This is a genomic window from Vibrio sp. YT-15, assembly GCF_033337445.1.
In the GTDB taxonomy this organism is placed as follows: Bacteria; Pseudomonadota; Gammaproteobacteria; order Enterobacterales; family Vibrionaceae; genus Vibrio; species Vibrio alginolyticus.
Window position 1 is genome coordinate 331,842 of sequence record NZ_JAWOQR010000005.1, and the last position, 25,103, is coordinate 356,944.

At 45.6% G+C, this 25,103-nt stretch carries 23 protein-coding genes; 5 read left to right on the plus strand and 18 right to left on the minus strand.

Features of this window, described 5'->3' with window-relative positions; translation table 11 throughout:
* Nucleotides 1-132: 132 nt before the first annotated feature.
* The 3 genes from mazG to rlmD form a co-directional block, all read right to left on the minus strand.
* The gene (gene mazG, locus R7D93_RS12610; protein WP_005383780.1) at nt 133-936 is read right to left on the minus strand and encodes a nucleoside triphosphate pyrophosphohydrolase; all 804 of its coding nucleotides are present in this window, start codon (nt 934-936) and stop codon (nt 133-135) included.
* Nucleotides 937-1,300: 364 nt separating this feature from the next.
* Nucleotides 1,301-3,520, minus strand: coding sequence for a GTP diphosphokinase (gene relA / locus R7D93_RS12615; RefSeq protein WP_005380915.1), 2,220 nt, complete (start codon nt 3,518-3,520; stop codon nt 1,301-1,303).
* A gap of 123 nt (nt 3,521-3,643) precedes the next feature.
* A complete protein-coding gene (rlmD, locus tag R7D93_RS12620) occupies nt 3,644-4,963 on the minus strand; it encodes a 23S rRNA (uracil(1939)-C(5))-methyltransferase RlmD (protein ID WP_225496699.1) in 1,320 nt (439 codons plus the stop codon).
* Between the two features lie 192 nt (nt 4,964-5,155).
* Between rlmD and barA the strand changes: the two genes are divergently transcribed.
* Nucleotides 5,156-7,954 (plus strand): two-component sensor histidine kinase BarA, encoded by a 2,799-nt coding sequence (gene barA / locus R7D93_RS12625; RefSeq protein WP_213867356.1) that lies wholly within the window; start codon nt 5,156-5,158, stop codon nt 7,952-7,954.
* A 69-nt stretch (nt 7,955-8,023) separates the two neighbouring features.
* Here the strand turns inward: barA and acpS are convergent, their stop codons facing one another.
* From acpS to rpoE, 11 genes are all read right to left on the minus strand, one after another.
* Entirely contained in the window at nt 8,024-8,404 is a 381-nt protein-coding gene (gene acpS, locus R7D93_RS12630; RefSeq protein WP_213867357.1) for a holo-ACP synthase, read from the minus strand.
* Between the two features lie 10 nt (nt 8,405-8,414).
* Complete coding sequence (gene pdxJ, locus R7D93_RS12635) at nt 8,415-9,149, minus strand: pyridoxine 5'-phosphate synthase (RefSeq protein ID WP_213867358.1); 735 nt, start codon at nt 9,147-9,149, stop codon at nt 8,415-8,417.
* Nucleotides 9,146-9,877, minus strand: a complete 732-nt coding sequence (gene recO, locus R7D93_RS12640) for a DNA repair protein RecO (protein ID WP_005384578.1) — start codon at nt 9,875-9,877, stop codon at nt 9,146-9,148. Before recO ends, pdxJ begins: the two co-directional genes overlap by 4 nt.
* Before the next feature lie 115 nt (nt 9,878-9,992).
* Nucleotides 9,993-10,955, minus strand: coding sequence for a GTPase Era (gene era / locus R7D93_RS12645; RefSeq protein WP_005380931.1), 963 nt, complete (start codon nt 10,953-10,955; stop codon nt 9,993-9,995).
* Nucleotides 10,948-11,625: a ribonuclease III gene (gene rnc, locus R7D93_RS12650; RefSeq protein WP_005380932.1), complete on the minus strand. Its 678-nt coding sequence runs from the start codon at nt 11,623-11,625 to the stop codon at nt 10,948-10,950. The genes era and rnc overlap by 8 nt, the downstream gene beginning before the upstream one ends.
* A gap of 21 nt (nt 11,626-11,646) precedes the next feature.
* Entirely contained in the window at nt 11,647-12,546 is a 900-nt protein-coding gene (gene lepB, locus R7D93_RS12655; RefSeq protein WP_005380933.1) for a signal peptidase I, read from the minus strand.
* A 104-nt stretch (nt 12,547-12,650) separates the two neighbouring features.
* Nucleotides 12,651-14,444 carry a translation elongation factor 4 gene (lepA, locus tag R7D93_RS12660; RefSeq protein WP_005380934.1) on the minus strand — a complete coding sequence of 598 codons (1,794 nt, stop codon included), beginning with the start codon at nt 14,442-14,444 and terminating at the stop codon, nt 12,651-12,653.
* 158 nt (nt 14,445-14,602) lie between these two features.
* Entirely contained in the window at nt 14,603-15,073 is a 471-nt protein-coding gene (locus R7D93_RS12665; protein WP_005380936.1) for a SoxR reducing system RseC family protein, read from the minus strand.
* 2 nt (nt 15,074-15,075) lie between these two features.
* Nucleotides 15,076-16,035: a sigma-E factor regulatory protein RseB gene (gene rseB / locus R7D93_RS12670; protein ID WP_005380941.1), complete on the minus strand. Its 960-nt coding sequence runs from the start codon at nt 16,033-16,035 to the stop codon at nt 15,076-15,078.
* Nucleotides 16,032-16,658 (minus strand): sigma-E factor negative regulatory protein, encoded by a 627-nt coding sequence (locus R7D93_RS12675; protein WP_005380944.1) that lies wholly within the window; start codon nt 16,656-16,658, stop codon nt 16,032-16,034. The genes rseB and R7D93_RS12675 overlap by 4 nt, the downstream gene beginning before the upstream one ends.
* Before the next feature lie 26 nt (nt 16,659-16,684).
* The gene (rpoE, locus tag R7D93_RS12680; protein ID WP_005380946.1) at nt 16,685-17,263 is read right to left on the minus strand and encodes an RNA polymerase sigma factor RpoE; all 579 of its coding nucleotides are present in this window, start codon (nt 17,261-17,263) and stop codon (nt 16,685-16,687) included.
* Between the two features lie 554 nt (nt 17,264-17,817).
* On the opposite strand from rpoE, the gene nadB reads away from it, so the two are divergent.
* Nucleotides 17,818-19,431 (plus strand): L-aspartate oxidase, encoded by a 1,614-nt coding sequence (nadB, locus tag R7D93_RS12685; RefSeq protein WP_213868953.1) that lies wholly within the window; start codon nt 17,818-17,820, stop codon nt 19,429-19,431.
* A 22-nt stretch (nt 19,432-19,453) separates the two neighbouring features.
* Here nadB and R7D93_RS12690 read toward each other — a convergent pair whose 3' ends face one another.
* Together R7D93_RS12690 and R7D93_RS12695 are read right to left on the minus strand one after the other, a co-directional pair.
* Entirely contained in the window at nt 19,454-19,915 is a 462-nt protein-coding gene (locus R7D93_RS12690) for a protein YgfX (RefSeq protein ID WP_225496701.1), read from the minus strand.
* Nucleotides 19,884-20,144 carry a succinate dehydrogenase assembly factor 2 gene (locus R7D93_RS12695; RefSeq protein ID WP_005380951.1) on the minus strand — a complete coding sequence of 87 codons (261 nt, stop codon included), beginning with the start codon at nt 20,142-20,144 and terminating at the stop codon, nt 19,884-19,886. The genes R7D93_RS12690 and R7D93_RS12695 overlap by 32 nt, the downstream gene beginning before the upstream one ends.
* A gap of 189 nt (nt 20,145-20,333) precedes the next feature.
* On the opposite strand from R7D93_RS12695, the gene ygfZ reads away from it, so the two are divergent.
* From ygfZ to R7D93_RS12710, 3 genes are all read left to right on the plus strand, one after another.
* Nucleotides 20,334-21,302 carry a tRNA-modifying protein YgfZ gene (gene ygfZ / locus R7D93_RS12700; RefSeq protein WP_225496703.1) on the plus strand — a complete coding sequence of 323 codons (969 nt, stop codon included), beginning with the start codon at nt 20,334-20,336 and terminating at the stop codon, nt 21,300-21,302.
* Complete coding sequence (locus R7D93_RS12705) at nt 21,295-21,768, plus strand: aminoacyl-tRNA deacylase (protein ID WP_005384562.1); 474 nt, start codon at nt 21,295-21,297, stop codon at nt 21,766-21,768. The genes ygfZ and R7D93_RS12705 overlap by 8 nt, the downstream gene beginning before the upstream one ends.
* A 639-nt stretch (nt 21,769-22,407) precedes the next feature.
* Nucleotides 22,408-22,614, plus strand: a complete 207-nt coding sequence (locus R7D93_RS12710) for a DUF1107 domain-containing protein (RefSeq protein ID WP_005380970.1) — start codon at nt 22,408-22,410, stop codon at nt 22,612-22,614.
* Between the two features lie 65 nt (nt 22,615-22,679).
* On the opposite strand, the gene R7D93_RS12715 is transcribed toward R7D93_RS12710, so the two are convergent.
* Nucleotides 22,680-23,888 (minus strand): FAD-dependent 2-octaprenylphenol hydroxylase, encoded by a 1,209-nt coding sequence (locus R7D93_RS12715; protein ID WP_033907445.1) that lies wholly within the window; start codon nt 23,886-23,888, stop codon nt 22,680-22,682.
* Between the two features lie 31 nt (nt 23,889-23,919).
* A complete protein-coding gene (gene ubiH, locus R7D93_RS12720) occupies nt 23,920-25,098 on the minus strand; it encodes a 2-octaprenyl-6-methoxyphenyl hydroxylase (protein WP_213904135.1) in 1,179 nt (392 codons plus the stop codon).
* Nucleotides 25,099-25,103: the final 5 nt, after the last annotated feature.

A 25,103-nucleotide genomic window follows, 5' to 3' on the forward strand; every position in this document is an offset into this window, starting at 1 on the left:
TACCGCCACAACGTGAAATCTATCACACCGTAATTTTTTATTTTTTGCTTCAAATCAAAGTGAGCAAAGACAAACCAAAGTCCGTTTTCGTGTAACCAAACAAGCTGACCTTATATTATGTATTCTGCCAGTTTACCTCTGCCTCGATTCTTCTTGTTTTACTTCATCCCAAAAATGGTCAAGTTCTGATAAAGAACAATCTGTAAGTACTTTGCCTGACTGCTGGACCTTGCCTTCAACTTGTTTAAAACGTCGCGCAAACTTTACGTTTGCTTTTCCTAGCGCGACTTCTGGGTTTTTATCAAGGTGGCGAGCCAAATTGACAGTCGCAAATAGCAAATCACCGAGCTCCAACTCAACTTTCTCTTCATCGGGCTGAACTTGCAGTGCCTCTTCCATGACTTCGTCAATTTCTTCTCGTACTTTATCGACAACCGGGCCAAGTGAATCCCAATCAAACCCAAATTTTGCACATTTTTTCTGAATTTTTGTAGCACGAGAAAGTGCCGGTAAAGAGTTTGGTATTGAGTCTAGGATACTTTCTTCCGCTTTGCCTACTAGGGCTTTTTCTTTTGCTTTTTCCGCTTCCCAGTTCGCGTTAATTTCCTCGTCAGATTCAAACTCAACATCTGAAAAAACATGCGGGTGGCGACGAGTCAGTTTTTCGTTCACGGTTTCGACGACATCCGAAAAGTCAAACAGCTCTTGCTCTTTCGCTAGCTGACTGTAAAAAATCACCTGAAACAACAAATCCCCTAGCTCTTCTTTTAGATTGGGCCAATCTCGATTTTGAATCGCGTCCACCACTTCGTAGGTTTCTTCTATAGTATGCGGAACGATGGTGTCAAAGGTTTGTTTTAAGTCCCAAGGGCAACCGTTTTCTGGGTCACGCAGCTTCGCCATGATTTGTTCTAACTGTTCAATTGGATGACTCATTTTTTGTTCCTTTAAACCTTTCTATTAAAGAAAAAGGTGAGCAGCCAAAACCACTCACCTTCTACATTATATTTTCTCAGCAGCTTTCACTAAGTAATTGTTACTTTGACAAGGCAACAAGTTTTCGCGACTCCTGAGCATAGCCTACTATGTGATGCCCCTGAGCCGGCACGTCGGAATAAGTGCAGCTAACGCAGATAAAAAGCCAAATATGACGCAAGCGTAACTCTGTAAATAGTTGAAGTTGTAGCTAGGCGACAAACAAACGAGACTCCATCACATGGTTCACCATGTGATGAGCCTGGGCCGGCACTCCGGAGTGCGTGCAGTCAACAACGCTACAACGATAACTATGACGAGAGTTTTAGCCGAGGCGTTTCACCGTCATGACATCCTTGATCTGTTCCACACGCTTCGAAACCCGCGAAAGCACCTCAATATTGGTGACTTCTAGGTCAAAGTCCATGATGGCAAGTTGACGTCTGTAGTCGACTCGGTTCTTCATACTGGTCACTTTGATCTTTTCGTTGGCGAACAGTGTCGTAATGTCTTTGAGTAGACCGCCTCGCTCCATCGCTTCAACACGCACGGTGAGGATGTATGACCCCACAAAGCCGCTGCCCCAGACTGTATCGATGATGCGCTCTGGCGCATGATGGCGCAGTTCTTCTAGCTGTTCACAGTCACTACGGTGTACTGAAATCCCACGACCTTGCGTTATGTAACCAGAGATATCGTCACCTGGAATTGGCTGACAGCAACGTGCTAGATGTGTCATTAGGTTATCGACGCCTTCTACTACAACTGCGTCTTTTTTCGGTCGGCTTTGCGCGGGTGATTTATGCTCAGCTTCTTGCAGTTTTTCCAGTGCTTGCTGGTCTTCTTCCTCTGCCGTTGGCTTGTTAACTAACGCGTTGATATGGTTAATGATTTGGTTGATGCGCAAATCACCGCTACCTACCCCAACATACAATTCATCTGGTGTTTTGACGTTAAACCGCTTGAGGGCGTAATGCTCTGCATCTTTTAACGTTGCGCCAATTTTGGCTAACTCATGCTCAAGGATTTCACGACCTGCTTCGAGGTTCTTCTCACGGCTTTGTTTTCGGAACCAGGCGTTAATTTTGGCACGCGCACGACCAGAATGAACGAAGCCTAATGATGGGTTTAACCAGTCACGTGATGGGTTAGGTTCTTTCTGAGTGATAATCTCGACTTGGTCACCCATATGTAATTTATGCGTGAACGGCACAATACGACCTCCGACTTTGGCACCGATACAACGGTGTCCCACTTCAGAGTGAATGTGATAGGCAAAATCTAGCGGCGTTGCCCCCATTGGCAAATCGACAACATCACCACGTGGTGTAAAGGCATAAACACGGTCATCAAAGACTTGGCTACGCAGTTCATCGAGCATTTCGCCAGAGTCAGACATTTCTTCTTGCCAATCCAGTAGCTTACGCAGCCACGTGATCTTCTCATCATAACCGCTTCGGCTGCTTGCCCCTTCTTTATATTTCCAGTGCGCTGCAACACCCAGTTCCGACTCTTCATGCATTTGCTTGGTACGAATCTGGATCTCGATGGTTTTGCCTTCTGGCCCTAGAATTACTGTATGGATCGATTGATAACCGTTTGGTTTAGGGTTAGCAACGTAGTCATCAAACTCGCTCGGTAGATGCTTGTATTTGGTGTGAACTACGCCTAAAGCCGCGTAACAATCTTGCAGTTTGTCTGCGATGATACGCACTGCTCGCACATCAAACAGCTCATCAAAGGCCAAACTCTTTTTCTGCATTTTTCGCCAAATGCTGTAGATGTGCTTAGGTCGACCACTCACTTCGGCATTGATGCCCGACACTTCCATTTCGTGCGTGAGGTCTTCAACAAAGTCTTTGATGTATTGTTCACGAACGATGCGTCGCTCAGAAAGCTGTTTGGCAATTTGTTTGTAAGTTTCCGGTTGTTGGTAGCGGAAAGCGTAATCTTCAATTTCCCATTTCAGCTGACCGATGCCTAATCGGTTTGCTAGCGGCGCATAGATGTTGGCACACTCTTTTGCCGCCGCACGTCGAACTTCATCTGGCGCTTTTTTAACTTCAATAAGATTACAAATTCGTTCCGCGAGCTTGATAACTACGCAGCGGAAGTCATCCACCATGGCAAGCAGCATGCGGCGTACGTTATCTACCTGAGATGACGCTGCACTGCCTTCCATGTTGACGTTGAGTTGGCCAATAGCCGCCATTTCTTCAACGCCGTCGATTAATTTTATGATTTCTTTGCTGTATTTCTCTTCCAGAATTTCTCTGTTAAAAGCACCACTTGAAACCAAAGGAAACAGTTGAGCAGCCACTAAAGTGGCTTGATCCATAGACAAGGTGATCAAAATTTCGATCATTTCTCGTCCACGCCACAACAACAGCTCCGCTTGCTCGTTATCAGCTAATACCGTCTGGCAATCTCGATATACTTCGATTAAGCGTGAGGCTGTGTTTTTCTCTTGTCCTAGGCTAGCCACCCAGTTTTCGAGTTCAAACTGTTCATCTTGGTTTAAATGCGCGCTTCTTACCGCAACCATCTCATCATCCTAATTATTATATTCGTGTGGTTTGACTAACACCGTCCAGGTTAGTTCTTTTTACCGCGCGTACACGCTGGCTTTATGACCACCCACCACAAATAAGGGGTCAAAGTCCTAAAGTTAGGACTTTTCAAACAATGCCATCGATTCTAGATGACTGGTATGAGGGAACATATCCAGCATACCTAATTTAGTTAATTTATAGCCTTGCTCTATCAAGCTTTGACTATCCCTAGCAAGGGTAGCAGGATTACAAGAAACATAAACTACACGCTGTGCGCCAAGCTCAGAAACTTGATCGATGATCCCACTCGCTCCCGCGCGTGCCGGGTCTAATAATACTTTATCAAACCGCTCTGCGGCCCAGGCTTGGCCTTCAAAATCTTGCTCAAGGTTAGCGTGATAAAATTGCGCGTTATTGATTTGGTTCAAAGATGCATTGTTTGTGGCTTTTTCTACCATCTCTGCAACACCCTCTACTCCAACCACGTGCTTAGCTAATTTCGCAACTGGTAAACTAAAGTTGCCTAAACCACAGAACAAATCTAACACTCGGTCACTCTTTTGTGGGTCTAACCACTCAACCGCTTGCTTGACCATTTGTTGGTTTACACCTTGGTTTACTTGAATAAAGTTATTTGGTGCAAAAGGGATTTTCACTCCAACTTCTTGATAAAAAGGCATATCGCCTTCGATAAGGTCTAATTGTTCTGTCGATGGCATTAAGTACAACGATGCGCCATGACGTTTTGCCAACTCCGTTAGAGATTGAGTTTCACTCGTTGTCAGAGCACTCAAGTGGCGCAGCGTAATACACGGCCCATTATCACCAAGTACCAGCTCTACATGACCCAATTGTTCAGGCTTTTTGAACGCTTTTAGGGCTGAGTAAATCTCTGGCAGCAAAACATTCAGTTCCGGTGCCAGCACTGGGCAATCGGTCACTTGCGCAATTTGCTTACTCTGCTTTTTACGGAAACCAAAATGTAGCTGACGTGTTTTCTTATCAACAAACAAGCTCACTCTCGCACGGCGACGGTAGGCCTGCGAATCTCCCAATAACGGGGCATCTAGTTCAATGTCACTGCCTGAAAATTTTCGCATTAGCTGACGCAACGTTTGCTGTTTGTACGTCAATTGTTGGCCATAATCTAGATGCTGCAAATCACAGCCACCGCACTCATGATAATGTGGGCAAAATGGCTCCACACGAGCTTCACTCGGCTTAAGGATTTTAATCAACTTACCGCGAGCGTATTTGCTCTTTTCTTCCACCAATTGAGTGACCACCTCCTCACCCGGCAGTGCTCCACCAATAAACAATGGCTTCTTTTTGAGGTAAGCAATGCCTGCGCCGTGGTGATCTAAACGCTCTACTTGCACTGCTTGGTGCCGAGTATTGAGTTGGGTTTTCTTTTTCGGTTGAAAGATGCGTGCCATGCTCTGTGCCTGATTTATATGTAATTGCTCTTCGGCTTCACTATTCTTGATTGCAGCCGTTGTGTGATTCGAGTGACTTGATTATGCTTACCGTTTATTCGGTGACGTCACTTCTTTGCTCAAGGCTTTATCGTGCGCTTGAGAAATAATGCGTTATTTTCCCATATCCAGACTCCGATGTAATTAGATAACATGACCAGATATGGCTTACGAGCACGTGTAATTACACTAACTCTCGCTCCCACTCTCATTATTGGTTTATTACTGAGCGGCTTTTTCTCATTTAACCGCTACCAAGACCTTGAGAAACAAGTTATCACCACTGGTAACAGCATTATTGAGCCGCTGGCGATTGCCAGTGAAACTCATCTACTATCAGAAAGCCGAGAGGCGGTACGTCGCTTGATAAGCTACGCGCACCGCAAAAACTCCAAACTGGTTCGTAGTATCGCGGTATTTGATGAACATCATGAGCTCTTTGTTACCTCTAACTTTCATCCTAATTTTGAAGCCTTGATGTTTCCCAAAGATAAACCGATCCCGCAACTGGGTAATTCGGAAATCTACGAAAACTCACTGATATTACGTGTCCCCATTTTGTCAGAAGGTCACTACTTAGCGGAGTTGTCGAACGAAAGCCAAGGCACAAAAGCGATTGGTTACATCGCCGTCGAGTTAGATCTCTCCTCCTTGAGGCTGCAACAGTATCAAGAAGTCTTTTCTGCTTTTTTAGTTCTGGTTCTCGGTCTTGGCTTAGCAAGTGTGTTTGCTTCACGTCTAATGCACGATGTGACCCAACCTATCACCCACATGAAGAATGTCGTTGACCGCATTCGCCGCGGTCATCTGGATGTGCGTATCGAAGGCAAAATGCACGGTGAGTTAGACCAGCTAAAAAATGGCATCAACGCCATGGCGGTATCGTTATCAGAATATCACGTGGAGATGCAGCACAGTATAGACCAAGCCACGTCCGACTTACGTGAAACGCTTGAGCAGCTAGAAATTCAGAACGTTGAGCTGGATATCGCGAAGAAACGCGCGCAAGAAGCGGCCAGGGTTAAGTCAGAGTTCTTGGCGAACATGTCGCACGAGCTGCGTACTCCGCTCAATGGGGTGATTGGCTTTACTCGTCAAATGCTTAAAACGCAGCTTTCTAACAGCCAAACGGATTACCTACAGACGATTGAGAAATCGGCGAACAACCTGCTGAATATCATCAATGACATTCTCGACTTCTCGAAACTTGAAGCGGGTAAGCTGGCACTCGAAAACATTCCTTTTGATTTCCGAGAAAGTTTAGAAGAGGTAATTAACCTACAAGCCACAAGTGCACATGAGAAAGGGTTAGAAATCACCCTAAAAGTGGACCCTAAAATTCCACCAGGTTTAGTTGGGGATCCACTACGTATCCAGCAAATTTTGACGAACTTAGTCGGTAACTCAATCAAGTTTACCGAGCGAGGCAACATTGATGTTAGCGTAGAAATGCGCTCTCAATCAGGAGACTCCGTCGAACTGCAATTCATGGTGCGTGATACCGGTATTGGTATCTCTGAGCGTCAGCAAGCGCAGTTGTTCCAAGCCTTTAGCCAAGCAGATGCAAGTATTTCACGTCGTTACGGCGGTACTGGTCTTGGTCTGGTTATCACTCAGAAACTGGTGAGCCAGATGGGCGGCGAAATCAGTTTAACCAGCCGTCTACACCAAGGTTCAACCTTCTGGTTTACGGTGCGCTTGCACTCAACCGAGATGCCAATGAGCGAACTGATTGAAGTGGAACTTCTGACTGGGAAGCAGTTACTGCTGATTGAACCAAACATGCAAGCCGCATCCGTAACCCAACAGATTCTAAGTCAGGAGGGTATTTTAGTAACCTACCGCTCTTCGCTACCAAACAACGAAGAACAATATGATTATGTACTGTTGAATTTAGCGGCCAACCAGACTCACGATGCGGAAGTTATTACACCTTGGATAGAACAAGCGAAACGCATGGCTCCGAGTGTTCTCCTAGGGACACCGAGTACCGAATTGGCGCTTGCGGACCAAATAATGACAGAGCATCACGTCCAGTGCCTGACGAAACCATTGTCTCGCCGTAAGTTGCTACAAAGCCTGATTAGCGAACATGTAGAATCGCCACCGGTATTAAGCGCTCCAATTACGCCAAGCGAAGGGGACCGTTTACCTCTCACTGTACTAGCAGTGGATGACAACCCTGCAAACTTGAAGCTGATCTCTGCACTGCTCCGCGAACGAGTAGAAACCGTCACAGCCTGTAGCAATGGCCAGCAAGCGGTGAACCTGGCGACAGAGAAAAAGTACGATTTAATCTTCATGGATATCCAAATGCCACAAATGGATGGTGTGACCGCTTGTAAGCACATTAAAGAGTTGGAGCTAAATAAAGACACGCCAGTGATTGCGGTAACGGCGCATGCCATGGCAGGGGAACGAGACCGCTTGCTCTCGGCAGGAATGGATGACTACTTGACCAAACCTATTGAAGAGCATGTGCTACAACAGGTTTTGGTTCACTGGAACCCAAATGCTTGTACAGAGAGCATTGGCAAAGTCGCCCCTTCATACGTTGATGAACCTGAAGGAAGCGCACCACAATCCGTCTCTTCACCTCAACAGGATGTGATTATTGATTGGCAAGCGGCCTTGAAACAGAGCGCGAATAAAGAGGATCTCGCTAAAGACATGCTGCGCATGTTGATTGAGTTCATCCCTGAAGTAGAAGCAGTCGTTGACCAAGCTCTGGAGCAAGAAGATATCTCCCGTGATGACCTAATTCATGTCATCCATAAGCTGCACGGCAGTAGTTCATATTGTGGCGTTCCAAGACTGAAGTCACTCTGTGCGACGCTTGAGCAAGCACTGCGCTCAGGGGTCAGTCTTGAGGAAGTTGAGCCTGAAATGTTCGAGCTGCAAGATGAAATGATTAAAGTCATAACGACTGCAAAATTATACCTTGAACAGTAATCTGCTCGAGAGACAAGAAAGCCAGAGCATCTGCTCTGGCTTTTTAGTATTTTGTTTAAGACTTACAAGCTAGGATTCAAAAATGACCGTCGCCACAGCGTAATGACGCTCATCGGAAATGGACAGGTGAATGTGGTTAACGCCCATCGCATCCGCTATTTGCTTGGCTGTGCCCGTCAATGCGAGCACTGGTTTTCCAAGCTCATCGTTCGAGATGGAAAAATCGTGAAACGTGACCCCTTTTGCGATCCCTGTCCCCAATGCTTTTGAGGCCGCTTCTTTGACTGCAAAGCGCTTAGCAAGATAACGACCTTGCAGCTGAAGCTGTGAGAATTTGGCCATTTCTTCTTCTGAAAGAATCCGCTGAGCAAAAGGTTCACCACTACGAGCTAACGCTTTTTCAATACGCTCAATTTCTGCAATGTCGGTCCCTAACCCTATAATCGCCATCTAGATAGCCCTATGACTGGCGAGCCTCAATCATCAGTGCTTTCATGTCAGCAACCGCTTTATTTAAACCATCAAATACCGCGCGACCAATGATTGAGTGACCAATGTTGAGTTCGTAAATTTCTGGTAATGCAGCAATTGGTGCGACATTGTGATAAGTCAGGCCATGCCCGGCATTAACAATAATACCTAGATCATGTGCATAACTCGCAGCAGCGGCAATCTTCTTCAGTTCAGCTTGTTGTTCGTCTTCTGTAGTCGCATCTGCATAATGGCCAGTATGTAGCTCAATAAACGGAGCGCCACACTTTTTCGCAGCTTCAATCTGTTGACGGTCAGCATCAATAAATAGCGAAACTTTAATGCCTGCATCTGTCAGCTTTTTCGTCGCAGCTTTAATTTTTTCAAGCTGCCCTACTACATCTAAGCCACCTTCCGTCGTCAGTTCTTCACGCTTTTCAGGCACTAAACACACAAACTCTGGTTTAGTTTGCAGCGCAATCTCAACCATTTCGTCAGTCACTGCCATCTCTAGATTCATACGCGTTTGAATGGTTTCACGCAGAATACGTACATCACGATCCAAAATATGGCGACGGTCTTCACGTAAGTGGATAGTGATACCGTCCGCGCCTGCACGCTCTGCAATTTCAGCAGCGTGAACAGGATCTGGGTATTTTGTACCACGTGCATTACGTAGAGTGGCAATATGGTCGATATTGACGCCTAAATAAATTGAGCTCATTTTCCGTTACTCCGTGCTCTGGGGGTCTGAATGAAAAATTCACGACTTTTTAAAGGTTTGCCGCCAAGATACGGCTTTAAGGCTATACGTGTAAAGCGTTTTGCCGCTTTTAGCTGCTCTTTAGTGACGAACCGCCGCTCACTGATAGCAATCAGTTCATTCCCTAAAAACGTGAGGTTATCGCGCCTAACCGAAGCAATAAACCCTTTCTGTTCCCGGTAACGATAGGTCATTTCTGGATCGACGGGCTCGCCGGTACCTGCACAATGCAAAAAATCCACGCCATACCCCATCGCAGACAGCAAGGCTAACTCAAAACGACGCAGTGCAGGCTCAGGGTTCTCGTTGTGCGCCAACTCGGTTAACGCATGCAAATAATCATGAAATAGTGCTGGCATCGGCACTTCAGCCATCAAAATACGGCCAATCAGTTCATTGACGTACATGGCTGAGTAGAGATTAATGCCCGTTAACGGTAAACCTAGGCTTATCGGCTCGGCTTGACGCAAAGTTTTCATTGAGCCTTTCCCCGACCATTTAAGTAATAGCGGGGTAAAAGGTTGCAATGCGCCTTTTAAGTTCGAACGTTTACTGCGCGCGCCTTTGGCCATTAAAGTCATTCGGCCATATTCCTCACTAAATACATCAAGGATTAAGCTCGATTCACTGTAAGGGCGTCGGTGCAATACAAAACAGCGCTGTAAACCTTCGGAAGACAGATTACTCATCTAAGTCATTGTGCCTAAAAAGTGTGAAATAAAAAATAAGGAGCCGAGCGGCTCCTTATTTTAATCGATACTGATTTTTCATCGATGTTGGAGCGAAGCACCTTCGCAGCCAAGATTATAAATCGTCTATATAACCCAACGATCGCAACGCTCGTTCGTCGTCTGCCCAGCCAGATTTCACTTTTACCCAAGTTTCTAGGTAAACCTTACGACCGAACAATTCTTCCATATCTAAACGCGCTTCGCGACCAATGGTTTTAATCTTCTCGCCGCCTTTGCCAATCACCATTTTCTTCTGGCCATTACGCTCAACAAGAATCAAGGCATTGATGTGGAAACCGTCGGTTTCTGGGTTGTAATCAAAACGTTCAATTTCAACCGTTACTGAGTATGGCAGCTCTTCACCAGTAAAGCGCATCAGCTTTTCACGCACAATCTCAGACGCCATAAAACGCTGAGAACGGTCAGTCACGTATTCTTCTGGGAAGTGATGCGTTGCTTTAGGTAAGTGATTACGCACGTGCTTACGCAGTACGTCAATGTTCTTACCTTGCTTGGCAGAGATTGGCACAACATCCACGAAGTCCATCTTCTTCGACATCTCCGCCATGTGTAGCATCACGTCGTTACGATCTTGTACGTTGTCGACTTTGTTTACACAAAGCACAACTGGGAAGTTCGATTTTTGAAGTTTGGTCAGCACCATCTCATCGTCTTTAGTCCAATGCGTACCATCGACTAAGAAGAACACAAGGTTTACATCACTCAATGACGAGTTAGCTGCACGGTTCATCAAACGGTTGATCGCACGCTTTTCTTCAATGTGAAGTCCAGGCGTGTCGACGTAAATCGCTTGGTAATCGCCGTCCGTATCCACACCCATAATACGGTGGCGTGTCGTTTGCGGCTTACGAGAGGTGATCGAAATCTTCTGACCCAAAATCTTGTTCAAAAGTGTCGACTTACCTACGTTTGGACGACCAACAATAGCAATAAAGCCACAGTGTTGGTTTTCTGGCGAGCTTGGCTCACCTTGTGATGCGAAAAACGCATCGATATCGAATTCGTTATCAGCCATTTGTTAATTGCTCAAGTGCTGTTTCAGCAGCCGCTTGTTCTGCCTTGCGGCGGCTGGTGCCTTTACCGATTACAGGCTTATCCACACCTGCTACTTCGCACTCAACCGTGAACTCTTGGTTGTGCGCTTCACCTTTAATATTAGTCACTGTGTAGACAGGCAGCGGTTTTCTTCTGCCTTGTAGGAACTCTTGTAGGCGAGTTTTCGGATCTTTCTGTGAAACGCCTGGTTTAATGGCTTCAAGGCGTGACTGATACCAACTCAGTACAATGCCTCGCACAACTTCAAGATCACTGTCTAGGTAAATTGCGCCAATAATGGCTTCAACCGCATCGGCTAAAATAGAGTCTCGGCGAAAACCGCCACTCTTCAATTCACCTGGACCTAATTTTAAATAATCTCCTAGATCGAATTCACGACCCAGTTCCGCCAATGTATGTCCGCGAACCAAAGTAGCACGCATGCGGCTCATGTCACCTTCGTTCACTTTTGGGAAACGATGGTACAGATCATCAGCGATGACAAAACTTAAAATTGAATCGCCCAGAAACTCAAGACGTTCATTGTGCTTACTGTTGGCGCTGCGGTGCGTCAGCGCCAAATTGATAAGCCCGGCATCTTGAAACTGGTAGCCGAGCTTTCTCTCTAGTTTATCAATTGGAGAATTCATACTCTCTCGATATTTGAATGGTTAGTGAATGCCACCGATGCGGTTAAAACGCACACCAGTTGGAATCCATGAAGGTAGAACACTATCTGCGCCACGATCAAACTCGAAGCTGATCCAGATCGCGACAGCTTTACCGACTAAGTTTGCTTCTGGAACAAAGCCCCAGTAACGGCTGTCAGCACTGTTGTCACGGTTATCACCCATCACAAAATACTGACCTTGTGGTACAACCCACTCTGTCGTGCCGCTGCGTGGGAAATATTGCTCCACGCGGTTACGCACTAGAGGGTTAACCAAAATATTGTGCTCAACGTTACCCAATTTCTCATCTAGTTGGATCATTGGAATACCGTTCGAGCTAAACTGACTTTCTTCAACATTGCTCAGTTTAACTGGCTTACATGCCGATTCGCCTTGGCTTTGCACGCAAAGCTGCTTATCACTTGAATAACGCACGATATCACCAGGTAAACCAACTACACGCTTAATGTAGTCCACACTTGGTTGTGGTGGGTATTTGAAGACCACGATATCACCACGCTCAGGCTTACCAGTTTCCACTAGCTGAGTACGCCATACTGGGTCTTTTAGACCGTACGCGTACTTCTCAACTAAAATGAAATCGCCAACCAGCAAGGTAGGCATCATTGAGCCTGATGGGATTTGAAATGGTTCGTAGATAAAAGAACGTAATACTAAAACGAACGCGATCACAGGGAAAATAGAGACGCTATTTTCAACCCACCAAGGCTGACGCTCAACTTTTTGCAAGGTCACTGCATCCAAACCATTAGACGTCTGAGCTTGAATCTCAGCCAGTTTTTCCTGACGCTTTTTCGCGAAAACCAGCTTTTCCAATAGCCAAACCACGCCAGTTACCAAAGTCGCAATAACCAACATCAGTGAGAATGTATTCGCCATTAAATTCCCTTATCTAAAAATACGAAAGTGAAAGAGCCGAAACCCTTTCACTTATTTTAATATCTAACGTCTTAAGACCGACAAGTGTGAGACAAAGTTCAACTTTAGTCTTTACCTACGTGAAGGATGGCTAGGAACGCTTCTTGAGGCAGCTCAACGTTACCGATCTGCTTCATGCGTTTCTTACCTTCTTTCTGTTTCTTCAGAAGTTTCTTCTTACGACTTACGTCACCGCCGTAACATTTCGCAATAACGTTCTTACGCAACTGTTTTACCGTTGAACGAGCGATAATGTGGTTACCAATTGCCGCTTGGATTGCGATATCAAACATTTGGCGAGGGATGAATTCTTTCATCTTCTCTACCAACTGACGACCGCGAGTCTGAGACTGATCTTTGTGTGTGATCATCGCCAATGCATCAACAGTGTCACCGTTAAGAAGAACGTCTACACGTACCATGTTCGAAGCTTCAAAACGCTGGAAGTTGTAATCCAAAGATGCGTAACCGCGTGATGTTGATTTCAGACGATCGAAGAAATCCAGTACCACTTCAGCCATTGGAATATCGTAAGTCACAGCGACTTGGTTACCGTGGTAAACCATATCAACTTGACTGCCTCGCTTTTCAACACACAGAGTGATTACGTTACCTAGGTACTCTGAAGGCACAAGGATATTACAACGTGCAATCGGTTCACGAATTTCTTCAATGTCATTGATCGCTGGTAGTTTTGCTGGGCTATCAACATACAGCAGATCGCCATCTGTCTTCTCAACTTCGTAAACTACCGTTGGTGCTGTGGTAATAAGATCCAAGTCGTATTCACGCTCTAGACGCTCTTGGATGATTTCCATGTGCAACATGCCAAGGAAACCACAACGGAAACCAAAGCCAAGTGCCGCAGAGTTTTCTGGCTCGTAGAATAGCGATGCGTCGTTAAGGCTTAGTTTGCCTAGTGCGTCACGGAAGTTTTCGTAATCGTCGGAAGATACAGGGAACAGACCTGCGTAAACCTGAGGTTTAACTTTCTTAAAGCCAGGTAGCGGTTTATCACAACCATTCTTCGCTAGAGTCAGCGTATCACCAACAGGGGCACCAAGAATGTCTTTGATACCACAAACAACCCAACCTACTTCACCAGTACGAAGGGTATCGGTATCTACTTGTTTTGGCGTAAAGATACCAAGGCGGTCTACACCCCAAACTTGGCCCGTACTCATCACTTTGATCTTATCGTTCTTCTTCAGTTCGCCATTTTTAATACGCACTAGAGAAACAACGCCAAGGTAGTTATCAAACCATGAGTCTATGATCAGCGCTTGTAGTGGCGCATCTGGATCACCTTCCGGTGCTGGAATCGCTGACACAATGTTCTCTAGAACGTCATCAACACCAATGCCTGTCTTCGCAGAACAGCGGGTTGCTTCCATTGCATCGATACCAACGATTTCTTCAATTTCTTCCGCTACACGCTCAGGATCGGCTGCTGGTAGGTCAATCTTGTTCAAGATTGGCACAACCTCTAGATCCATTTCGATCGCGGTGTAACAGTTAGCCAGTGTTTGAGCTTCAACACCTTGACCCGCATCCACAACCAATAGCGCACCTTCACAAGCCGCTAGAGAGCGTGATACTTCATATGCAAAGTCAACGTGCCCCGGAGTATCGATGAAGTTCAGCTGATACGTCTCACCGTCTTTAGCGGTGTAGTTTAGCGTCACACTCTGAGATTTGATGGTGATGCCACGCTCACGTTCAAGATCCATAGAATCCAGAACCTGTGCGGCCATTTCACGATCGGTTAACCCGCCACAAACTTGGATTAGACGGTCTGATAGGGTCGACTTACCATGGTCGATGTGGGCGATAATCGAAAAGTTACGAATGTGCTTCATAGATTTAGGGTGACTAACTCTTTACAAATAGGGACAGTAAGAAACGCCATCTACTGACGGCATTTCAATCAAGTTGGCAGATTCTACCGAATTTCGTTAACGGGCGCACGTAATTTAAAGTACATACCCAAATAACCTTTAGTGGAGGGGGACAGCACTTACTGGATTGGCTCTCCAAGTACCCGAACGAGGGTAACTTGGCGCTTGGATTCATCTTCTAACGGACGAGAAACACGTTTTGCGATCCACATTCCACCAGCGGCAAACAATACCGATGCCAATATGATGATGCCTTCCCCGCCGGCTGTCAGCGGCGCTAATAGGAAGTGACCAAACATCGCACCGATAATCAAACCAAACAATGGCAGTAAATAAACCGCCATTGCTGATTTTATTAGGCTCGACTCAGGAAAACCAATCTCGACGACTTGACCTATTTTCACCGATTTATCCGTGCGCAGGTGCCAAGATAAACTCTTGTTACCAATGGCTTTAGTAACAACGCCCGTTCCACAGCTTTTCTGTGAAGAGCAACTACTGCAACTGGTCTGCTGTTCGCAACTTAAATCAATTTCGAATTGCTTGCCGCGACGATGCACGTCTGTAACGGTAGCCAACGCGGTCATCATTGTTATTTACTCTTTGTTACATTAAATGTGACAGATTGGGCGATACGCTGTGCTGTGGTCGGTGGAATGTCTCCTACGACGGAGATTTCATGTTGACCGCTCACAAAACTGTGTAGCGTTCTTCTGCCTTGGCGAACCAACTGCCCTTTTAACGAATGCTCATCTTTGTTTGCTACGTAAACAGAGAAGCTAAACAGACCATCAGAATACAGCTGACTCTCCACCATTTGGTTAGTAACGGCCATTCGATAGCGGTTGAGCTCGTTCGGCTCGAAACCCTCAGGGATCCAACCAACCTGCCAATTACTGGTCCCAATATCGCCTTTTGGCATGGTGAGAACAGCAGGTAATTGAACATCTTGCAGGCCACTCATTAACTCTGCGATTTTTGGGTTTACCGTGTAAGAAATAGTGCGATATTGTTCAAGCATCTCACCATCGCGGTCCACAAGGTCGGCACGTAACGGCAATTTACTCTTCTCATCGATCCATAGTACGTATGAATAGCGCAGACCGTCTTTAGGAACAATACGCAGCACTTGTGTTGCCACACCAGCTTCACGAGCTCTACCCACTTTTACATAGTCGTAATACAAGTTTAGCTCATCGATATTGGTGTTGAGCATAGGCATAGTCGGAGCGACCATTTTACCTGACTCGATGGTGAACGGTTCTAAACCCGTTTCGATGTAACTTACTTCAGTTCCGCGACGAATCACTTCACGCACGGGGCCACTTAAGTAGACAAGATGAGCATATTGATCGTCACCATGCGTGGCATGACGATACAGCAACGGCTCAATGCTGTTCTTTTTGATAAGGATATAAGAGAGTTCGTAACTTAAATTCTTACTCGCCTCGCTCATTTGATGCAATAAAGCCTCCGCTGGCTTATCACCAGCAAAGGCTTGAGAAGACATCATACTGAACAGAGCGCAAGCGCTGATCAGAAATTTTTTCATTCAATATCCGGATTCAGATTTGCATCTTGTTGAGATGCATCACTGTTAATTCGTAACTGCAATTCGTAGTCTCGCAGCATAGCATGAACACGCTTGCGCTGCTCTTGCATATTTGCCTCGCCTACAGAACGTTCTACAGACTCACGAGTCAAACTCACTGGTTCTGCGCTGCCAGCAAACGGAACCGTCTGCAATACAGGTAATTGATCTGTTTGCGGCGACATTGAATCGCTACCACCGTACTGCTGTACACCTAAAATAACAACAAGCGATACACATGCAGCAACAGCAACTTGACCAAACTGCGTCAACCAACCTGGCAATTGACGTTTTGCTTTTTGCGGTTCTGGTTGCGACTCTTTTGGCGTATCCGCAATTGAGATAACATTTGCACTGTGCGAATCAAACGCACGGTGTGCAGGTTCATCTTCTAACGCTAACGCCACGCTTTCAGCAATATTCCACTCAGGTTTTGCTGGCGCTTCGCCTCGCATCACATCACCAATCAGGTGATAGTTCTGCCAAGCATCACGGCTCTCTTGGTCTTGCTCTAACTCTTGAATTAAAGCCTTATCGACCAATTCTCCATCCATGAGAGCTGAAAGTTTTTCTTTGTCAGCCATTATTTTCACCATAGTTATTACTTGTACTAGCGTTGCAAAAGAGGTCTGATTTTCTTTTCCACCGCCTCACGAGCACGGAAGATACGCGATCGTACCGTTCCTACCGGGCAATCCATCACTTCTGCAATTTCTTCATAACTCAAGCCATCGAGCTCTCGTAATGTCATTGCGGTTTTTAAATCTTCAGGTAAAGCTTCGATTGCACTGAACACCACCCGTTGCAATTCTTTGGACAACGTTAAGTTCTCAGGGTTCGATATTTCTTTAAGTGCACTACCTGTTTCGTAAAATTCAGCATCTTCAGCATCGACATCTGTCGCTGGAGGTCTACGCCCTTGAGCAACAATGTGATTTTTCGCAGTATTCACTGCAATGCGATACAGCCACGTATAAAACGCACTTTCCCCACGAAAGCTAGGGATAGCTCGGTAAGCTTTAATAAACGCTTCTTGTGCTACATCTGGTACATCGCCAGGATTACTAACGTATCTGGAAATAAGATTACATACCTTATTCTGGTACTTTGTTACCAACAGGTTGAATGCTTGCTTATCGCCATTCTGAACTCGCTCAATCAATACTTGATCGGTCAGCTGCTCGTTCATTCGAGCGGATACTCCTATTTGTTATGCCCCTACTCTTCTCAGATATGGGTACTAATTATGCAAAACGTAGTATTGACACCACTGCTTACTTGAGCACTATTGTGACCCTAACGTGAATGAGAAAGTTCCATGGTTTCTCAAGTTTTTTGTCATTGTTTTTTCACAGTGTGATGTCTGTACCCAAATGACCACCGCTGCCTGACTTTAGTCTAAGTTTGACAAGCGAGCATCTTGGAGGGAAATGGGTATAATGAATGATCTCTGTCCCAGATTGTGCTGGGTCGAGCATGGAAAAGCAATGGCATTGACAAACTATTACTTTTCATTTGCATGGCTAATGGCTATCTGAACACCGCGTTACAAATTATAACTTAGGAAGCATGCTCATGCTCTGCATGAAAAAGAAGAGTGGCTCAGTCACCGCCGTAACACGGACGTCGATAGGTCTCCCAACTTAGCCCTTAGCGACAGATGTCGCGATAATGGAATGCACATGGTGTGCAAATAATACACAAGGTAACTTTGTTACCTTAGCTTGGGATTATAAAAGTTATATGAACACAAATCGTGAACATGAGTGTGATGTATTAGTGGTAGGGAGTGGCGCGGCAGGTTTGTCGTTGGCTTTGCGCGTTGCTAACCACTGTAAGGTGATGGTGCTGAGTAAAGGACCACGCAGCGAAGGGGCGACCTACTATGCTCAAGGCGGTATCGCTGCCGTATTTGATGAGTCAGACACCATTGATTCACACGTTGAAGACACGCAAATCGCCGGGGATGGTATTTGCGATGAGGAGACCGTAAGGTTCATTGCTGAGCATTCAAAAGAGTGTGTACAGTGGTTGATTGACGGTGGTGTCCCATTTGATCGTGAAGAAGATGACTCTGACGATGAACCTCGCTACCACTTAACTCGTGAAGGTGGTCATAGCCGTCGTCGTATTCTTCACGCGGCAGATGCGACAGGTATGGCGATGCAAACCTCCCTGCAAGATAACGCTCATAATCATCCAAACATTCATGTTCTCGAACGTCATAATGCTCTGGACTTAATCACCGAAGACAAAATTGGCGGTGATAAAAACAAAGTTATCGGTGCTTATATTTGGAACCGCAACGAAGAGCATGTCGAAACCGTGCGAGCCAAATTTGTGGTTCTCGCTACAGGTGGTGCTTCAAAGGTTTATCAATACACCTCTAACCCAGATGTGTCGTCTGGTGATGGTATTGCGATTGCTTGGCGTGCAGGGTGTCGTGTGGCTAATATGGAATTTAACCAGTTCCATCCGACGTGTTTATATCACCCAGAAGCACGTAACTTCTTGCTAACTGAAGCGTTACGTGGCGAAGGTGCTTACCTGCGTCGTCCAGATGGTTCTCGCTTTATGCCAGATTTCGATGAACGTAAAGAGCTTGCTCCGCGTGACGTCGTGGCTCGTGCTATCGACTTCGAAATGAAGCGTTTAGGCGCCGACTGTATGTATCTCGACATCAGTCATAAGCATGCTGACTTTATTACGAAACACTTCCCTACCATTTATTCACGTTTGATGGACTTGGGCATTGACATGACTAATGAGCCAATCCCAATCGTACCTGCTGCACACTACACTTGTGGCGGTGTCATGGTGGATAGAAATGGCTGCACCGATCTGAAAAATTTGTATGCGATTGGTGAAGTTAGCTACACCGGGCTGCATGGTGCTAACCGCATGGCATCAAACTCACTTCTCGAATGTGTGGTTTATGCTTGGTCTGCGGCAAAAGATATTCTAAAACATCACACTAACGTTGAGCTCCCCTCACAGGTGCCATGTTGGGATGAAAGCAAAGTAACCAATAGTGATGAAGAAGTGATCATTCAGCACAACTGGCACGAGCTTCGTCTGTTTATGTGGGACTACATGGGCATTGTGCGAACTGACAAGCGTTTAGAGCGCGCCTTACGCCGTATCCAACTATTGCAACAAGAAACACACGAGTACTACAGCAATTTCCGCGTGTCGAACAACTTATTAGAACTGCGTAACCTTTTACAAGTAGCAGAGTTGATGGTTCGTTGTGCGATGCAGCGTAAAGAGAGTCGAGGTTTGCACTACACGCTTGACTATCCGAACCAACTGGAAAACAGCGGCCCAACGATTTTGGTTCCAGCTAAACAGCTTTAACTTTACCAAGTAAACTATTACATCAGCAGGGAGCATTAGCTCCCTGTTTCATTTCCCATTGGCGTAATACCAAAGATAGTTGACGATACTGCTCATCGTCACAGCTATCACGCCAAATCGTAACACTACGGCCAGATTGCAATTGGAATGTTATCTTGAATGGTGATGCCGATGTATCGACTCGCTGTAAATGACCCTTTTCGGACTCAATATCTTCCGAGTATTCGCCATACTCAAGGGCATCAAACCTGACCGAGCCATCGCAGTGCACATACCAATGCCCATGACTTGTAGGTTGAACAAGACTTTGGTTTGAGAAAGCCTTCACAATCAGTAATAACAAATAAGTCGATAATACGAGCGGAATGCTAGAGAAGATAACAGCCCAAGTCATCAATAAGAAAAGTACAACATTGAAGACTCGGGCAGTCAGAGAGGGAGAAGCAGTAAAATTAACGAACTTTGCTGAGGTTATGGGCGACAATTTTATCAACCATTGCTGCATGACCTAAATTTTCGCTACGGCCATGCCCCATTACCCAAGTAAACAGATCAGGATCATCGCATTCAAGTAAAGAAACAAAGTCACGCTGCTCTTGTTCACTCAGAGTATCAAAGCACTCTTCAAAAAACGGCATAATTACTACGTCAAGCTCAAGCATGCCTCGACGACAAGCCCATTTAATACGCGCTTTTTCTTCCGGAGTGTACATTCACTATTCCTTCATAGATGTCTTGTTGTTAGTGCGGAGTGTAACAAGGGATGTGCTACGTCACTAGTGTGCGGGTCACAATACGATAGTGAAAGCAGACAAATGTTGATTCGTAAATCGCTCCCCTAGTATCTCAAGGTTATTTGGGTATAACATAGCGGAAAAATATCTTCAAAAGGCATTGTAATTATGGAATGGCAAACTCGTTTTTCAGCATTACCTCTCTCAACTCAAGACGCACTTCCAGAGTTATCTATCTCACTGCTGGATAACTTCGGCATGATCACCATGATCGGTGATGATAAAAAATCATACTTACAAGGTCAGGTTACCTGCGATGTTGTTTCTTTAGAACAAGACCAATCAACACTGGGCGCACATTGTGATGCAAAAGGCAAAGTGTGGAGCGTGTTCCGGCTTTTCCATCATCATGATGGCTACGGCATGATCCAACCAAAATCGGCGATTGACGTAGAACTTGGTGAAATAAAGAAATACGCCATTTTCTCTAAAGTAACGATTGAAGCTTCTGATGACGTTATCTTAGGTGTTGCTGGCGTCAAAGCCGACGAATTCATTTCAACAATGAGCAAGACAACTGGCAGCGTTCGCCCAGTTGACGGTGGCACAGCAGTGCAAGTTGCACAAGATCGTTGGTTACTGATATTAAGTGCGCCAAAAGCACAGCAAATCGTTGAAACTACCGACGCTGTCTTTACGACAAATGAGCTTTGGAATCGTTTCGATATTGAGGCAGGTTTACCATTTGTCTCTGCATCCGCGCAGAATGCTCACATTCCACAAGCACTCAACGTGCAAGCTTTAGGAGGCATAAGCTTCACAAAGGGCTGCTACACGGGACAAGAAACGGTAGCACGAGCGAAGTATCGCGGTACCAATAAACGTGCGATGTATATCGTAAAAGGTGCAACTTCTGCTCCATTCAGTGACGAACCAATTGAGCTCGAACGCAGCGTAGGTGAAAACTGGCGTTCAGTAGGTGCTTTGTTAAATCACTACCAGTTCAGTGACAATCACGCGATTGGCCTGATCGTACTGCCTAATAATCTCAATGAAGACACTCGTCTTCGTTTGGTTGCGCAACCAGAATGTGAATGGACAATCGAATCACTGCCTTACAGTCTTGATGATGAGTAATACAATCAATACTCCTTTGATGCAATTTCTCACAGACCAACACATTCCGTTTCGTCTGTTACCGCATCAAAGACCAGCAACCACCATTGAGGATGCCGCGCACCAACGCGGCATTCGCCCCTCTCAAATGGTGAAAGCAATCTTGCTACGAGACATGGGTAATCAATATGCACTCGCCTGTGCGCCAGGTGATCGTAGCGTTGATCCCAAAAAAGTGCGCTCGTTACTGAAATGTCGCCGGATGACTTGTGTTGATCAAGCCGACGTTGAGTCCATCACTGGTTACAAAATTGGTACTGTCACTCCTCTGTTACTCAAACGTCATATGCCAATCGTGTTCGACCCTAGCTTACTAGAAGAACAGGAAGTCACGATCAGCAGTGGCGATCGAATGGCTGGGCTGGCGCTTTCTATTCAAGATCTTATCCAATTGTGCCAGCCGACCGTAGCTGAGATCTGTCGTTAATCGTCTAAAAACAATGTAATGACACGTAGTGTTTCTATCACTGCGTGATCTCGCTCATATCTACAAAAATAGACATGAGAATTTTTAATCACATATAAAACATAAATAGTCACAAAGATAAAACTCGTATATGCTGAATTTGTTGGTTAAGTTTCAAACAAGCACTTAACCGATATAAAGTGAGTCAGCTAGCTGAGTGACAGCATTCATGCAGTTAGTTATCCACTTTTGTGTAATGCATCTGTGACTATTCGCCCGCTGAAGCGGGCTTTTTTTTACGTGGAACTTTTTCTCTTTCATTTCCTCTAATCGTTAGAACGTAAAGTGTGTTACGCGAAGCACGACCTTAATAGAAACAACTAGCAAACAACCGTTTTCGTTCTATTCTTAATTCTGTAACAAAACTATTGCTTAATGCGTCACGTAAAAAGGAGTGTATTGGCGTAAGGGTTCCTTTAGAGAGGTTATTTTTGGGGTAATCCTCACGCTATTTAAGAGATGACACTGTCAAATTGTCTAAGACAACACAATTCTCTGACGCAACACCCTACATCTGTATTTAATACTATTGCTGTCACAATAATTTTCGCGTCCAGAACGTAGAATACCTAGGCTAGGTTAGATAAAAGGAAAGTAAATATGAGACTGTTTAAGCGCTATACACCAAGTATGATTGCTAAACATATAAGTCGTCTTTTTAAAGGAAGAATTTATATTTACGGGGTCGGTAGATTCGAGTTTGATAACGGTAAGTTAATACTGCCGGAGAAAGCAGAGCAACGCCACTTCCGAGCGGTCAAAGAGATCAATCAAGAAATAATGAAACTCCGATGCGCATATGCTTAGCAAAATGTTGATAAAACAAAGGCTGGATTAACCAGCCTTTTGTGTATTTGAAGTTCGCTTTGCACTTACTGACGCGCCAGATCCGGCAAGTGTCCCTTTAAACCAAGCGCGCGCTTCATGATCTCATCTTTCGCTCCCGGCAGTTGCCCCGCTAAACTCAAGCCAATGCCACGAACAAGCTTTTTAGCAGGGTTCTCGCCAGAGAACAAATCTCGAAACCCTTGCATAGTAGCGATCATCTTTGCCGCTTCCGCTTTTCGCCAACGCTCGTAGCTTCTTAGGTTGCGTTTACTGCCGATATCTTGACCCTGCTTCCAAAGTGCTAATACTTCTTGAGCAAGACTGGCCGCATCTAATAAACCTAAATTCACACCCTGCCCCGCTAATGGGTGAATGGTATGGGCCGCATCACCAACCAGCGCGACTCGCTCGACAACAAAATCTCGCGCATAGCGCATTTTCAAAGGAAACGCAGCACGCTCTCCCACTACTTCACATAGACCAAGTCGAGCATCAAACTCACTCGTCAACGCTTTATTGAAATCATGTTCACTCATTGCCACTAACTGCTCTGCTCGATTTGGCTCCGTGGACCAAACAATAGAGCACATATCTGGTTGCGACATTGGCAAAAATGCCAACGGTCCGTGAGGAGTAAATATCTGGCGCGCAATGCTGTTGTGTGGCATAGCAGTTTTGACATTCGCGACCAAAGCATGATGACCATAGTCCCAATGCGTTAATGGAATATCCATTTGATGGCGAAGCCACGAATTCGCCCCATCAGCTCCGACCACTAATTTAGCGGTCATGGCTTGGCCATTATCGAGCGTCAGCCAGCTTTCTTGCTCACCGACCGCGAGAGTCGCGCAACGTGCAGGCATAAACATAGTGACGTTATCGAGCTTTTGGACTTGTTCAAGTAGCGCAAGTTGAATCACACGATTCTCAACAATGTGCCCTAAATCAGGTTGTGCCATACTTTGTGCATTAAATTCAATACTGGCAAAGCTATCTTGTTCCCATACTTCCATGCCATGGTAAGGTGAAGCTCGGCGCTGTTCTATGCCCTGCCAAGCACCAAGTTTACGCAAAATCGTCTCACTAGAGCGGCTCAGCGCAGACACACGAACATCGGGCAATTCTTTCAACGAATCATCTGGCACTTTACCTTCAATAACGGCGACACGCAGATCACTGTCTTTGAACGCGGCAGCAAGTGCCAACCCAACCATCCCTCCGCCGATGATGGCGATATCTACACTTTGCATCATTGCTTTTTATTACCTAATTCAGTGCGGCCGTTCATCGTTTTACCAAGCCAAGAGTATGGCGTAGTAGCGGCTGCTTAAAAATAGAAAGGTTATCCATCGCTGCTAAGGCAGTATTTCGGCCAATTCGCATCGCGGGTAAATCATTTGAAAAAACATGCACCAAGGCACTGGTTAGCCAAATAGTTTCGCTTCGATCTGCTTCTCTACGTTGACTAAAGCGCATCAGGCCTTGATAAAGACCCACATCCTCACTTTGCTGCACAATTTCTTCTGCTAGTGAGACTACATCGCGAATACCGAGATTAAAGCCTTGCCCAGCTATCGGGTGCAGCGTTTGCGCCGCATTTCCAACAATCGCAAAGCGATGTGAAATATTTTGCTTTCGATGGCGAAGAAGCAATGGGTAACTTGCACGACGCCCCACTTTTTTCATCGCGCCTAAACGCCAACCAAAATCGTTCTGTAAACGCTGGAGAAATGCTTGATCAGATAACTCAAGAACGGCTTGGGCTTCTTCAGGGTGCAAACACCAAACTAAGGACATTCGATTGTCACTCATTGGCAATAAAGCAACAGGGCCATTTTCAGTAAAACGTTCAAAGGCTCTACCTTGATGAGGTTCTTGAGTCACAATATTTGCAATGACAGCCACTTGTTCAAAATCTTGCTCAGAAAGTTCTAGACCAATTTTCTGACAACAGGTCGAAACAGCACCATCTGCAGCCACCAACAGTTTTGCTTCAAGTTGCTCACCACTTTTCAACGTCACATGGGTGCAGTTTTGCTCGCGCTCGATATCAGTAACCGAGTCAGGACAAAACAGCGTAATTGATTCGCTGCTGTCTAATAATTCTTGATATACACGCCCAACATCGGCTAATTCTACAACATACCCTAGAGCTCCCACCCCAACCTCTTGCTTGGTAATCTCCGTCATCCCAGCATGAGAACGGTCAGAAACGTGGATATGTTCAATGGAGGTGACAAACGGTTCTACTGACGTCCAGAGCTGTAGTTGACGCAACAGATTGACAGTACCGTAAGACAATGCGATTGAGCGAGAGTCAAAACCAGGGTGCATATCTGATTGCGCTTTAAAAGGCTCAACGACGGCAATGCGGAGCTTTCCCTGAGACAAATGGTCAATCGCCAATGCTAATGTTGCACCAGCCATGGCACCACCAGCAATGACTACATCATATTGCTTCATACTAA

Coding starts and splice junctions, on each gene's coding strand:
- mazG (WP_005383780.1), bottom strand. CDS start 936: ATGAGTCATCCAATTGAACAGTTAGAACAAATCATGGCGAAGCTGCGT.
- relA (WP_005380915.1), bottom strand. CDS start 3,520: ATGGTTGCGGTAAGAAGCGCGCATTTAAACCAAGATGAACAGTTTGAA.
- rlmD (WP_225496699.1), bottom strand. CDS start 4,963: ATGGCACGCATCTTTCAACCGAAAAAGAAAACCCAACTCAATACTCGG.
- barA (WP_213867356.1), top strand. CDS start 5,156: ATGACCAGATATGGCTTACGAGCACGTGTAATTACACTAACTCTCGCT.
- acpS (WP_213867357.1), bottom strand. CDS start 8,404: ATGGCGATTATAGGGTTAGGGACCGACATTGCAGAAATTGAGCGTATT.
- pdxJ (WP_213867358.1), bottom strand. CDS start 9,149: ATGAGCTCAATTTATTTAGGCGTCAATATCGACCATATTGCCACTCTA.
- recO (WP_005384578.1), bottom strand. CDS start 9,877: ATGAGTAATCTGTCTTCCGAAGGTTTACAGCGCTGTTTTGTATTGCAC.
- era (WP_005380931.1), bottom strand. CDS start 10,955: ATGGCTGATAACGAATTCGATATCGATGCGTTTTTCGCATCACAAGGT.
- rnc (WP_005380932.1), bottom strand. CDS start 11,625: ATGAATTCTCCAATTGATAAACTAGAGAGAAAGCTCGGCTACCAGTTT.
- lepB (WP_005380933.1), bottom strand. CDS start 12,546: ATGGCGAATACATTCTCACTGATGTTGGTTATTGCGACTTTGGTAACT.
- lepA (WP_005380934.1), bottom strand. CDS start 14,444: ATGAAGCACATTCGTAACTTTTCGATTATCGCCCACATCGACCATGGT.
- R7D93_RS12665 (WP_005380936.1), bottom strand. CDS start 15,073: ATGATGACCGCGTTGGCTACCGTTACAGACGTGCATCGTCGCGGCAAG.
- rseB (WP_005380941.1), bottom strand. CDS start 16,035: ATGAAAAAATTTCTGATCAGCGCTTGCGCTCTGTTCAGTATGATGTCT.
- R7D93_RS12675 (WP_005380944.1), bottom strand. CDS start 16,658: ATGGCTGACAAAGAAAAACTTTCAGCTCTCATGGATGGAGAATTGGTC.
- rpoE (WP_005380946.1), bottom strand. CDS start 17,263: ATGAACGAGCAGCTGACCGATCAAGTATTGATTGAGCGAGTTCAGAAT.
- nadB (WP_213868953.1), top strand. CDS start 17,818: ATGAACACAAATCGTGAACATGAGTGTGATGTATTAGTGGTAGGGAGT.
- R7D93_RS12695 (WP_005380951.1), bottom strand. CDS start 20,144: ATGTACACTCCGGAAGAAAAAGCGCGTATTAAATGGGCTTGTCGTCGA.
- ygfZ (WP_225496703.1), top strand. CDS start 20,334: ATGGAATGGCAAACTCGTTTTTCAGCATTACCTCTCTCAACTCAAGAC.
- R7D93_RS12705 (WP_005384562.1), top strand. CDS start 21,295: ATGAGTAATACAATCAATACTCCTTTGATGCAATTTCTCACAGACCAA.
- R7D93_RS12710 (WP_005380970.1), top strand. CDS start 22,408: ATGAGACTGTTTAAGCGCTATACACCAAGTATGATTGCTAAACATATA.
- R7D93_RS12715 (WP_033907445.1), bottom strand. CDS start 23,888: ATGATGCAAAGTGTAGATATCGCCATCATCGGCGGAGGGATGGTTGGG.
- ubiH (WP_213904135.1), bottom strand. CDS start 25,098: ATGAAGCAATATGATGTAGTCATTGCTGGTGGTGCCATGGCTGGTGCA.